General features: G+C 37.6%; 10 protein-coding genes and 1 CRISPR repeat array (1 of these 11 only partly in view). Of the genes, 7 read left to right on the top strand and 3 right to left on the bottom strand.

Going from position 1 to position 13,076, the window contains the following annotated elements:
• Positions 1–2: 2 nt before the first annotated feature.
• The 7 genes from NMK36_RS18060 to NMK36_RS18030 all read left to right on the top strand — a co-directional run bounded on the left by NMK36_RS18060 (position 3) and on the right by NMK36_RS18030 (position 6,727).
• Positions 3–803, top strand: a complete 801-nt coding sequence (locus NMK36_RS18060; RefSeq protein WP_072719641.1) for an ABC transporter permease — start codon at positions 3–5, stop codon at positions 801–803.
• A 62-nt stretch (positions 804–865) separates the two neighbouring features.
• The gene (locus tag NMK36_RS18055; RefSeq protein ID WP_072719640.1) at positions 866–2,491 is read left to right on the top strand and encodes a GldG family protein; all 1,626 of its coding nucleotides are present in this window, start codon (positions 866–868) and stop codon (positions 2,489–2,491) included.
• Between the two features lie 56 nt (positions 2,492–2,547).
• The gene (locus tag NMK36_RS18050) at positions 2,548–3,213 is read left to right on the top strand and encodes a DUF4340 domain-containing protein (protein ID WP_254174334.1); all 666 of its coding nucleotides are present in this window, start codon (positions 2,548–2,550) and stop codon (positions 3,211–3,213) included.
• A 101-nt stretch (positions 3,214–3,314) separates the two neighbouring features.
• Positions 3,315–3,827 (top strand): CVNH domain-containing protein, encoded by a 513-nt coding sequence (locus tag NMK36_RS18045; RefSeq protein WP_254174333.1) that lies wholly within the window; start codon positions 3,315–3,317, stop codon positions 3,825–3,827.
• Between the two features lie 243 nt (positions 3,828–4,070).
• Complete coding sequence (locus NMK36_RS18040) at positions 4,071–5,111, top strand: DUF2891 domain-containing protein (protein WP_072719638.1); 1,041 nt, start codon at positions 4,071–4,073, stop codon at positions 5,109–5,111.
• Between the two features lie 44 nt (positions 5,112–5,155).
• Positions 5,156–6,193, top strand: a complete 1,038-nt coding sequence (gene galT / locus NMK36_RS18035; protein WP_281250337.1) for a galactose-1-phosphate uridylyltransferase — start codon at positions 5,156–5,158, stop codon at positions 6,191–6,193.
• Between the two features lie 225 nt (positions 6,194–6,418).
• Positions 6,419–6,727: a hypothetical protein gene (locus tag NMK36_RS18030; RefSeq protein ID WP_072719636.1), complete on the top strand. Its 309-nt coding sequence runs from the start codon at positions 6,419–6,421 to the stop codon at positions 6,725–6,727.
• A gap of 46 nt (positions 6,728–6,773) precedes the next feature.
• Here NMK36_RS18030 and NMK36_RS18025 read toward each other — a convergent pair whose 3' ends face one another.
• From NMK36_RS18025 to NMK36_RS18015, 3 genes are all read right to left on the bottom strand, one after another.
• Positions 6,774–8,714 carry an ABC-F family ATP-binding cassette domain-containing protein gene (locus NMK36_RS18025; protein WP_254174332.1) on the bottom strand — a complete coding sequence of 647 codons (1,941 nt, stop codon included), beginning with the start codon at positions 8,712–8,714 and terminating at the stop codon, positions 6,774–6,776.
• Between the two features lie 207 nt (positions 8,715–8,921).
• A complete protein-coding gene (locus tag NMK36_RS18020; protein ID WP_072720063.1) occupies positions 8,922–9,779 on the bottom strand; it encodes a prohibitin family protein in 858 nt (285 codons plus the stop codon).
• A gap of 94 nt (positions 9,780–9,873) precedes the next feature.
• On the bottom strand, positions 9,874–11,385 hold the full coding sequence (locus NMK36_RS18015; protein ID WP_072719634.1) for a family 10 glycosylhydrolase: 1,512 nt from the start codon (positions 11,383–11,385) through the stop codon (positions 9,874–9,876).
• A gap of 206 nt (positions 11,386–11,591) precedes the next feature.
• A CRISPR array of direct repeats spans positions 11,592–13,076; the repeat unit is 37 nt; unit sequence GTTTCAATCCCTGAAAGGGATTAATGGCTATTATAAC; it runs 164 nt beyond the window's last position.

Below are 13,076 nucleotides of genomic sequence, written 5' to 3'. Positions count from 1 at the left end.
TTATGTTAGTGATTCTGAACAATATTCTGGCAATTTATCGGAAAGAGTTACAGGGGTATTTTGCCTCTCCCTTAGCCTATGCCATTGCAGGAGTTTTTTGGCTGATTACGGGTTACTTTTTTATTGCGATTTTATTGGGGCCAGATGGGTTAATTCAACAGGTTGCTTATCGAGATCAAATGGGAATGACTGACCCACCAATTGATTTACCTTATGAATTTTTACAAGTCTATTTGCGATTAATTGGAACGTTATCTTTATTCGTATTACCGATGTTATCAATGGGATTATATGCGGAAGAACGCAAACGGGGAACCTTAGAACTATTAGCCACTTCTCCCCTAACAAATTGGGTAGTAGCAACCGGAAAATTATTGGGGGTACTGACCTTTTATTTCACGATGATTTTACCATTGATGGGATTAGAAGCGTTAGCGTTAAGTGCTTCTAACCCGCCTCTTGCGCCGCAGGTATTTCTCTTGGCTCATCTAGGGTTAATTTTATTTGCGGCGGGGGTTTTATCCTTGGGAATGTTTATTTCTTCTTTAACGGATAGCACAATTTTATCGGCTGTATTTACCTTTGCCCTAATTTTATTTTTATGGGTTATAGACTTAATTGGAAGCAGTGTAGGGGGAATTTTGGGAGAAGGGTTAAAATATTTATCTCTAATTTCCAGCTACACCAACTTTATTCGAGGAATTGTTGATAGTAGTAGCATTATTCTATTAGCTAGTTATATTATTGTCGGAATATTTCTAACAGCCCAATCTATTGATGCGTTACGCTTCCAACGAAGTTAATAATCAGCTACCTTTTGAATCTAAATCTATCAAAGTTTTTTATCCTAACTCTTGATTAAATTATGAAAAAAAAACAATTCAAAATCAATAGTAAACTCATTCCCTTTCTATTTTGGCTGGGGCCGTGTCTAATGGTGATGGGGATATCGGCGGGTGTAGTTATGGGAAGCTGGGAACCGATTTCCTTAATTTTAATCATTACGGGAGTGGTATTTTTAGGCTTATGGTTTTTGTTCCAAGCTTATTTTAAACCCCAGGATAAATCTCAAACACCTTATTGGAGTCGTCGCTCTACCCAAGCCGGAACAAATGCTTTAGCTTCTACAATTTCTGTCTTGGTTATTTTAGGACTCATTAATTTCATTGCCATTAGAAATAACTGGCGAATTGATTTAACGGAAAATCAACAATTTACGTTATCTCCACAAACCCAAACTTTAGTAAAAAGCTTTAAAAAACCTGTGAAAGTTTGGGTTTTTGACCGAGGAGAAAATCCTCAAACCCAAGAATTATTAGTCAGTTATGAACGCATTGGCGGCAAAAATTTTCAATATGAATTTGTAGACCCCCAAGCTAAACCGGGGCTGGCTCAACAATTTGGAGTACAAGAATTTGGAGAAATTTATTTACAATCGGGAGAAAAACGTCAACGAGTCAGAAAAGAAGCGTTAGAACCGTTAACAGAAATAAAACTAACGAATAATCTTGAACAATTAGTCAGTAACCGCGCCCCAAAAGTTTATTTTCTGCAAGGTCATGGGGAACGGCCTTTAACCGAAGGACAAGGCGGATTATCAGAGGCTTTAAATAGTTTAAAAGAAAAGAATTTTATAGCAGAACCGATAAATTTAGCCGAAAAAACAGCAGTTCCAACGGATGCGGATGTGATTATTGTTGCTAGTCCTCAACGGAAATTATTTGAAGGAGAAGTCAAAGCATTAGAAGCTTATTTAGACCAAGGTGGCTCTATTTTATTAATGTTAGACCCACAAACCAATCATGGTTTAGATGATTTATTAGAAAAATGGGGCGTTAAAGTTGATACTCGCCTTGCTATTGATGGGTCAGGAAGTGGGCGTTTAGTAGGGTTAGGGCCTACGGTTCCGATTGTGCGAGAATATGGTCAACATCCGATTACGCAAGATTTTGGCAATGGCATTTCCATTTATCCCTACGCTAGTCCCGTTGAAACTCGCACCATTGATGGAATTACGGAAAGTCCGTTAATTTGGACAAATGATCAAACTTGGGCTGAAAGTGACCTGAAGAGTCCCCAACTTCAGCTTAACCCAGGAGTTGACCGACAAGGCCCCCTATCTCTAGGGGTAGCGTTAAGTCGTACCCCAAAAAAAGCTGAGGATGCGACTAATAAACCATCACCAAGTCCAACACCGACATCCCAGCCCACCCCGGAAAAACCTGAAGCGCGGTTAGTGGTGTTTGGAAATTCACAATTTGCAACCAATGGATGGTTTGGTCAACAACTCAATGGAGACGTGTTTCTAAATTCAGTGAGTTGGTTAAGCAAGTCTGACCAAGAAACGTTATCCATTCGCCCCAAATTACCCACCAGTCGTCGCCTTGCTATAACTCCAACTTTAGGACAAACTCTCAGTTGGTTAGGGTTAGTCATTTTACCCCTATTTGGATTTGGAATGGCTGTGTTTTTGTGGTGGAAAAGACGGTAAATCTAGGTGTAGAAACCCCGTTTCTGGTTGAAAAGTAGTTTAATGCTGAATTGGTTATGAAATTTCAACGTTCAACTTTAATTTTAATGACTTTAGCCCTAGGTTTAGCAGGGTTTGTTTATGTGTTTGAAATTCGAGGAAAAACACAGCAGGAAGAAATCCAAGCCAAACAACAAAAAATATTTTCCTTTGGTAAGGATGAAATTCAATCTTTTACGGTGACAACTCCTCAACAAATCATTACTGTGGAACGAGTTACGAATGCCGATGAGTTAAAAAAATCCCCTTGGAAAATTACAACCCCAACACAATTTTTAGCAAACCCTGCTTCAGTAAATTATCTTTTGATGGAATTATTAAAAAATCAAAGCATCCCCTCTGACCCTCATTCGGGAATTCAAAAGTTAACCGTTTCACCCGATAAAATCAAGGATTATGGGTTAGATACCGTAACCGATAAAATAGATATCAAACTCAAGAACAATACAACTTATCAATTACGATTAGGAAAAAAAGATTTTCAAGGAAAGTCTTTATATGCTCAAATTAACTCACCTCAACCTACACCAAAAGATATCACAGTTTTAGTCATTTCTGATGAGATTTTATCGGCAATGAACCGTTCCCTGGAAGATTGGAAACTTCCCCCAGAAACGCCTAAAGTTCCTCAACAAAGTCAAACACAAACTCAAACTCCAAACCCGTCAGCAACCCCTAAATAACGAATTTGTGCTGCGTTCTCGCTACAAAATCTTTGACCAAATGGTGCTAGCACCCTGACAATTAGTTTCTCCTGGGTACTTCAGGTGATTGAGAGAAATTTATGGCAGCGATCACTGATCGTCTTGTAAACTTAGAGAAGATGTTAATTTTTCAGAGGGAAAGTATGAAAATTTTATCTTTGTGGGTAAAAGTAATCATTACCTTTATCTTAGCCGTTGTTCTAGGCTTCAATGTATGGGGTGGTCAGGCATGGGCAATTGGTGAATTTAGTAATACCTGTACAGATATTACTGTTTCGAGTGGTACAGATATGGCAAGTTTAGGAAAAGCAATTCTCTCAGCAAACTGCGAGAAAATGAACGGTTCTTATCAGCAAACAACGCTGGAATTAAATCCATATCTTGAAAATAATCGCGAAGGAATTCTATCTTGGAAACAAGAAAACTTAGGACGGCAAGCATTAATTAATTGTTACGACTTGACTGTATCTGATCAGGGGGTACTTCAAGGGATGTGTTTCAATTTATCCAAAAAAATGAGTTCAGATGTGGAAACATCAATTAACTTGAATGAACATATTGCCAATATTGATGGCAGCCTCAAATATGAATAAGATCACAAAGTTTCCCTAAATTTTGTGTCTGTTTAACCTTAACTTTCATCTTCAGTTGTGGGTTAAGGTTAAGAAGGATTGCCAATTTTAAGTCAGATTAAGAGCAATGACTGAAAGTGTCGGTAAATATACGGATATAGAGTTAAGTTTAATATTTATTAATTATTATTGCAATTTAGTCAACTGCCCAATATAACTGATATTTATATCATATTTATGAGTTAAAATCCCATTTTCAAACCCGTGAATTTAAACCCTGAAACCTTTTCTTTAGAAGTTGCTAATCGCTTTGCTGAATTCGGCTTGAAATGTACCCTTCAAGAATATCCTCATGTTCAGTGTTACTGGTTAGAAAGTGATGCTGATTTGATTCCTCCTCGAAAACTCAATCCGGCTTTTTATGGCTGTTTAGATTGGCATTCTGCGGTTCATAATCATTGGATGTTAACCCGATTAATTCGATATTTTCCAGAAGCAGATTTTGTTACCCCCGCTAGAGAAATTTTAACTCAAAATCTCACACCTGAAAATATTAGAATTGAAGCAGAGTTTTTAAAGTCTCAACCTCGATTTGAATGTCCCTATGGGTTAGTTTGGTTTTTACAATTAATAGCAGAATTAACCGAATGGAACGACAACCAAGCTAAATGTTTATTGGAAGATTTAGCACCATTAGAAACCGTTGTCGTGAATAATCTGCGAAATTGGTTAAATACTTTAACCCATCCTAATCGCACCGGATTACACAATCAAACTGCCTTTGCATTAGGATTAATGTTAGATTGGGCAACGATTACGGATCAGGAAAACCTCTTAGATGAAGTTGAATATAAAGTTCAAAAATTCTATAGCCAAGATCACAATTATTCCTTGCATTGCGAACCCTTGGGTTATGATTTTCTTTCTCCGTGTTTAGCAGAAGCAGACTTAATGCGACGGGTGCTTCCGGCTGTCGAATTTAGCGAATGGTTAACTCTTTTTTTACCCGAACTTCCCCTTGACTTGAAAACGGACTGGCTTTATCCGATTACTCTGGAAAATACTGAAGATTACGGACAATCCCATTTTGATGGGTTAAACTTAAGTCGGGCATGGATGTTAGACGGGATTATCTCAGGCTTATTTCCAGAAGATAACCGAATTCCTGCTTTAAAAGCTGTGGCAAATCTTCATCGCCAAGTCGGTTTAAATCCTTTATCAGGAAATTCCTATGGGGGAAGTCATTGGTTAGGGAGTTTTGCTGTTTATCTAGGGACAAAACGAGGACTAACTCTACCTAATTAAATCATTCTCTCTGTTCCTCCTTTTATATTCAGCCTTTTCAATTCATTTTTGATAATATGACTGAACTCAGACAAAATTTAATTACAAGAGATTGGGTGATTATTGCCACTGAACGGGCTAAACGACCCGATGAATTTTCTAAGCCTGAAATGTCTCTCACCCCTATTCCTCACTATCGTTCTAACTGTCCCTTTTGTGCTGGGAATGAACCGTTAACAGGAGGTCGAGAAATGTTAAGGTTATCGAATGATTTAGAATGGCGAGTCCGCGTTGTTTCTAATAAATATCCCGCTTTATCTCCTGAAGGTGAAAGAGTCCGAGAAACTGACGGTATTTTTAGAGCTTTATCAGGGTTTGGATTTCATGAAGTTGTGATTGAACATCCTCGCCATGATTTAACAATGGCATTAATGGAAATTAACGATTTAGCCAATATTATTCGAGTTTATCGCAAACGCTATGCTGATATTCGCCTAGATTCTCGTGTGGAAACTATTATTATCTTTAAAAATCATGGTCGAGGTGCGGGAACTTCCTTAGAACATCCGCACTCTCAAATTGCCGCCATTCCCATTGTTCCCTATCAATGGAGAGATCGTGCACGGGAAGCAATTCGCTATTATGATGATACGGGAGAATGTATTTTTTGCCGAACTTTAGCAGAGGAATTACAAGCACAAGAACGAATTATTTTTACCAGTGAACATTTTGTGGCGTTTATTCCTTATGCCGCTCTTTCACCGTTTCATACTTGGATTTTTCCCCGTCGCCATACGTCTTCCTTTGATGAAATTACCGAAGTGGAAATTTTAGATTTAGCTAAAACTTTAAAAACTGTCCTAGCCAAACTTTACTATGGGTTAAATAATCCTGATTATAACTATACCATTCGTTCAATCCCGACTGCTGAACAACGTACCGATTATTCCCATTGGTATATTGCTTTAATTCCCAGAGTTTCTTTATCCGCCGGATTTGAACTCGGCAGTGGAATGTATATTAATACGGCTTTACCTGAAGAAAGTGCTGCATTTTTACGTTCGATTGAAATTCCCCCATATTCTATTTTTAATAAAAACTAATTTTTTTTAACGGGCTTTAAAAGCAGCTAAACTCTAAACTTAACTCTATAATAAGATAGAAAAATATCTGAGGTTATCAGCCTATGGATAGAAGCTTAATTTCCCCCTTTTCATAGAGACTTTTGCGGAAAATAACCGTTATATTATAAAGATAAACCTTTTTAGCAGGGTGTATTTCATTTAAAAGGAATACTCTTTAATCATCCCACAAAGAGGGAGGTTGATATGACTCATAAAGTGAATTGCCCCTATAAAAATCATGAAGGTCTTCAAAAACTTCCCTGTGACTTTCTACCCCATCCCTACAACAAAAACGTGATGTTTTGTCAAAGTTGTGGCGGGAATGAATATGATATTCGAGAGATTGGAGAAAAATCCGCTAGCTCTAAACAGAAATCCTCCGAAGATTCATTCTGGCCGTTGATGGGAGTGATTTTGGTATTATTAATAGGATTAATTCGGGTGGCAAGTCAACCTAAAACCATTGATACCAATCTTAATCCCTCAGCCCCCATCGAACAAAGCCGTTTATAGCTTAATTTACAGGAGTAAAGGTAATTAAAATTATCTCTACCTTTTGTTAGTTAGAAGAAGCAATTTCTGCTAATTCTAGCCACCGTTCTGTGGCATTATCAATCTCTTGGGTAATGGTTTCTACTTGTTGATGTAAGTCTTGAACTTTAGAAACCGCCCCCGGAGGTGCATGATATAATTGCTGTTCTAACTCTATTTTTTTCGCTTCTAACTCAGCAATTTTTGTCTCTAACTTTTCATATTCTCGCCGTTCTTTAGACGATAATTTCCGTTGTCCACTTTTATCCCAAGAATACCGTTGAGATTTATCAGACTCTATTCCTGCATCTTTCAGTTTTTCTTCAACTTTTACCGTCTGGCGACTTAACTCTAATTCCTCGGATTTTTTATAATCTAAATAAACCGAATAATTCCCTGGATATTGTCGTAAAATCCCCCCAGATTCAAAGGAAAAAATTGTTTCAACGGTTCGGTCTAAAAAATAACGGTCGTGGGAAACCACTATCACACAGCCATTAAAATCCTCTAAATAATCTTCTAAAACCGATAAAGTTTGCACATCTAAATCATTCGTGGGTTCATCCAAAATTAATACATTCGGCGCACTCATTAATACTCGTAATAAAAATAACCGTCGTTTTTCACCTCCTGAAAGTTTGTTTAATGGTGAATATTGTTGATTGGGAGGAAACAAAAACCGTTCTAACATTTGAGAGGCGGTAATTTGGGTTCCATCGGCGGTTTTAACGTATTCAGCTACTTCTTTTAAATAATCAATTACACGCTGGTTTTCATTCATGGCGGCTAACAAATCTTCGGAATGTTGGTCAAAATAACCGATATGAATCGTTGACCCTATTTCTAATATTCCGCTATCCGGTTGGACTCGACCTGTAATCATATCTAATAACGTTGATTTTCCGACTCCATTTCCCCCAATAATTCCTAAACGGTCATCGGGATTAAAACTATAGGTAAACTCTTGAATTAAAACCCGATTATCATAGGATTTAGAAACGTTATTTAATTCAATTACCTTTTTCCCAATCCGACGACCTGGAGTTGAAATTTCCACTTTCCCCTGAATTTGTTTAAACTCCGTTTCTTGCATTCCTTCGATGCGTTGAATTCGAGCTTTTTGTTTGGTACTTCTGGCTTTTGGCCCTCGCTTCAACCATTCTAATTCTCGACGTAAAACCCCCCGATGTTTGCGTTGTTGGCTTACCGCAATATCCTCCGCTTCTGCTTTCTTTTCTAAAAAATAAGAATAATTCCCTGAATAGGTAAATAAGTCCCCTCGGTCTAATTCTAAAATTCGATTCGTTACTTGGTCTAAAAAATAACGGTCATGGGTAATTAAAAGTAAAGCACCACGATAATTTTTCAAGTAATCTTGCAACCATTCAACGGACATTGCATCTAAATGGTTAGTCGGTTCATCCATTAATAAAACATCCGGTTCAACTAATAACGCTGTTGCTAAAGCAATGCGTTTGCGATATCCCCCGGATAACTTACGAATAGGTGTGTCAAAATCTTCAATGCCTAATTTTGTTAAAATAATTTTAGCTCGGTTTTCTAATTCCCAAGCGTTGGTTGCATCCATTTTTTGAGTCACTTGGGAAAATCGCGTTAAGAGTTGAGAATCTTCAGGATGTTTTGCTAATTTATGAGATAAATCTTCATACTCTTGAATTAAGTGCATTTGTTCGCCACTATCGGCAAAAATTTGTTCTAAAACCGTGCGATTTTCATCTAAATTCGGTTGTTGCGGTAAATAGATGACTTTAGCTCTAGGGTTCACCCAAAGTTGCCCCCCATCAATGGGTTCCTGTCCAGCAATCATTTTTAATAAGGTTGATTTTCCTGACCCATTGGTTCCAATTAAACCGACTTTATCCGTTGCATCTAAACTAAAGTTAGCTTCTCTGAGAATTTCTTTGGTTCCAAATTCTTTTTTAACAGATTGTAATGTAAAGATAGACATGATTTTTAATTCTTTAAAATATAGAAATTAGGTAAATCTGATATGATTATACTCTAATTATTCTTCAAGTTGTATTAAACTAACGCCAAAAGCTCCGAAATTTATTTGGGGCGTAAGTAAGGGCGAGGTCACCTCGCCCCTACAGATGGTCTAAAAAAATTTACCTAAAAAACTGATTAGTTCATTTTCTTAGGATTTTTTTAACCCTTATTCATAACCCATTTCTGGGAGATTTCCTAAATTAAATAAAAACGGCACCATACTTTTATTATCCCCATTCAAAATCAACACTTTTGGCATTTGGGCTCCTCCCTTTTCCCAAGCTTCAATAGCTTCTTTTTGTAAGACTAATTGTCCCCCTGTGGCTTTCAATGTTTCTGCTAATAATCGTTGAGCTTCCGCCGTTCCTTTTGCCCGATTAATATCAGCTTGAGCTTGTTGTTCTGCTTCTTTCGCAATATAAACTGCCCGTCTTGCTCGTTGTTCAGCAATTTGTTTTTCTTCAACCGCTTTGGCAAATTCAGGAGAAAAAGCCAAATCAACCACACTGGTATCTAAGACAATAATTCCATATTTATCTAATCGTTCATTCAGTGCTTCATCAAAGTCTGATTTCAATAATTCCCGTTGCGTAATTGCTTCTTCAATGGTTCGTTTTGCTGCTGCAATTTTAAAAGATTCTTGAGTTTGGGGAGCAACTACTTTAGAAACAACATTTTGTAACGTTCCCTGTTCTCGTCTAATTCTGACGACTTGTACCGGGTCAAGCCTAAAGTTAATGGCAAAACTCGCCGATAACTGTTGTAAATCCTTTGTAGAACTTTGGGCAGGTACTTCAAATTTCTGCACCGTTAAATCATAAATGTCAACATTAGAAACTAAGGGAGGTTTAAAATGAATTCCTTCTAATAATACCCCATCTTGCGCTTTTCCTAAAATACTCAATACTCCTGCTTGACCAGGGTTAACAATAACAAAGGAATTGACAGAGATTAACGCCAATATTGCTAATGCAATTCCTAAAATAATACTGGTTAAACCTGTTTGAGGTTCTGCTCTTTTCATAATGTTCACTCTAATTGATAAATTCATTATAGCGGGATTTATCCAATATGAACTACAATCAGTCATTTTGTAGAGCTAATTATCTTAATCCTTATCATTTACAGAATTTTCGTTGTCGAGTTTCTTCCAAATCTTGCCAATCATAACCATAATGACTAAACGCATTAATTTGAGGAATCATTGCAGAAATATTCACCATTTGCTGTTCTAAAGAAGGGCGATTTTTTATGGATTTTCCCCAGTCTCCGGCTAAAGCGGGAATCACTTGAGTTCCTGGGGGAGCTTGCTGAATAACTTGCTGAACTTGTGCTGTAATACAGTTCGTTTCCCCACACACTGCATAGGACATGGGATGCCATTCAATTGAGGGTGAAAATTGATCCCAAGGCTGCATTCGGGAGTCAAACCCCATGGCTCCTATTTTACGATTTCCTTCAGGAAAAAACACGGCTCCCGCAGGAATTCCTTGGCTTTGAACAGGTTGAGTTACGGTTGCTAAAAAGTCTAAAACTCCCTGTCTAGCATGGGCAACACTTAACCGCCATAATTGTAATTGTAATGTTTCTCCCAGTTTAGGAACAGAAGCTAAAGTTTTCCACTGTTTCTCATCAGGCCAATAAGGTTTATCTTTTTCATCAGGGTATTTTTCTGTCACCGCTTTTACATCATTTTCAGTAATAAATCCTTGCTGTATAAATCGCTGCATTAAGTCTTTGCCTTTTTGACTACTGGCTCGATTTAAAAATGCTTGTTGAGACGCTTCTCCATAAATCCATAAATCTTTTACTTTGGTCGCAACGGATTCTCCTCCTAACCCTTTGGGATAGCGGACATAATCAAATAAAACGCCATCTGGACGACGTTGTAAAATAGCATTTAATAAGGTCAAATAATCTTGTCTAGCAGTGGGATGATAGGGGTCAACAAACCCTTGATTGACAAAACTTTCGCCATATTCGTCGATTTTCGTTTGATCAATGACTGCTGTTGTTGTTGTTTCTCCCTTACCATTACGAGCTAAAACAGTTTGTTTATCGGGTTTTAAAGTATAAGTATAACCATAATTTAACATAAACATCCAAGCATAAACTTTTAAGCCCCGTTGTCTACCTTTTTGGATGGTTTCTGCTAATAAATCGCGGTTTTCCATTCCTGGTGATCGCATTGCTGATAGCCAAGCAGTGGGATTTTTACTAGCAGGTAACAACACTTGACCATCATAAAATACTTCTAAATAAACTTTGTTATAGCCTTGATTAATAATATTATCTAAAATCCGCTCAATTTCTCCGGGTCGAGCATCACAGGGATATAATCGTAACCATATCGCTTGAGTTTTGGGGTTAATTCGTTGACGACATTGATTGACTTGTTGAGCGTGTTGAATTAAAATGGTATTATAGTTTTGAATACCCTGGGCATCTCCGGTTAATGCGGTTTGTCGTAAACTTTCTTTTTGAGCGATCGCTTGCGGAGATAATTTACAATAAGCTAAAGTTTGAGAACGAGCGACAGACGCTAACAGGAAAGGATTCAAGGAAAAAGTTATCAAGAAACTCAATAACAATCTGGAAAAATGCTGTTGATGAATCATTAAACTAAACATAAATTATTACAGAATTTCACTATATTAAATGATTCACAACATTCTTAAACAGATCAGTGGAAAAGAGGGATGTTGGCTCTTCCCCATTCCCCATTCCCCATTCCCCATTCCCCATTCCCCATTCCCCATTCCCCATTCCCCATTCCCTATTTCAAGATTCCCTATTTCAAGATTCCCTATTGACTGATAACTGAGTCCGGGCGGTGAAATCCATCCCTGAAAGGGATTAATGGCTATTATAACGGGTCAAGTACCAACGCATCGTTAAAGAACGCGGCAAGGTTTCAATCCCTGAAAGGGATTAATGGCTATTATAACTATTGCGCTACAAACGCCAGCCCTTGCCCAATCTCGTTTCAATCCCTGAAAGGGATTAATGGCTATTATAACTCATCATCACTAATGTTTTTACCTTCACTCCAACCATGTTTCAATCCCTGAAAGGGATTAATGGCTATTATAACCATGGCAACTGATGAACCATACTTATTAATTAGTTTCAATCCCTGAAAGGGATTAATGGCTATTATAACAATAAGAACACCCCGACCACCTTACACCTAAACCCGTTTCAATCCCTGAAAGGGATTAATGGCTATTATAACCACGGGCTGGACAATTTGATGTTGTTCATAAGTGGTTTCAATCCCTGAAAGGGATTAATGGCTATTATAACAGCTCTGAATCCTTCAGCAGTCCATTCACCGCTAAAGTTTCAATCCCTGAAAGGGATTAATGGCTATTATAACGTTTGATGGGGAGTGTGCCTACTGTAGTAGTAAAGTTTCAATCCCTGAAAGGGATTAATGGCTATTATAACAAATCATTTTATGAGCAGGAAAGAAATAAGAGTCAAGTTTCAATCCCTGAAAGGGATTAATGGCTATTATAACTTTAGCATCGAACAGGAACCGCCCACGACTAGGTGATTCTGTTTCAATCCCTGAAAGGGATTAATGGCTATTATAACTTGGAAGGATAAATGGGCTTATACAGTTTTGCACGTTTCAATCCCTGAAAGGGATTAATGGCTATTATAACCGAATGACATGATCTTTAAACTCCTGTTTTTGTTGTTGTTTCAATCCCTGAAAGGGATTAATGGCTATTATAACCGCTGTCATTGGTTCCACTGATTCGGCACTTTCAGCGTTTCAATCCCTGAAAGGGATTAATGGCTATTATAACACAAATCGTTCGGACTAGCAAAATCTGAACTAATGGGTTTCAATCCCTGAAAGGGATTAATGGCTATTATAACATCTAACTTATAAATGTCTGAAATGATTACCAGGTGTTTCAATCCCTGAAAGGGATTAATGGCTATTATAACAGATTAGGACAACACTCATCTTTAGAAATGCTTGCACAAGGTTTCAATCCCTGAAAGGGATTAATGGCTATTATAACTTATAAGATTCAATTCCCCTAGAACATAGCAGAACGTTTCAATCCCTGAAAGGGATTAATGGCTATTATAACGATGCCACTAATACCACCAAAGCTAAATATCGTCAGCAGTTGTTTCAATCCCTGAAAGGGATTAATGGCTATTATAACTAGAAAATTTTAAGATAGACTCCAGAAAATTGTTGTTTCAATCCCTGAAAGGGATTAATGGCTATTATAACTGGAGATTTCGAGGGAGTAGGAGCGAAGCCATAAGCGGGAAGTTTCAATCCCTGAAAGGG

It is taken from the genome of Planktothrix pseudagardhii (genome assembly GCF_904830925.1).
GTDB lineage: Bacteria > Cyanobacteriota > Cyanobacteriia > Cyanobacteriales > Microcoleaceae > Planktothrix > Planktothrix tepida.
Note: the sequence above shows the minus strand (reverse complement) of the source record. Positions and strands in the feature narration are given on the sequence as shown.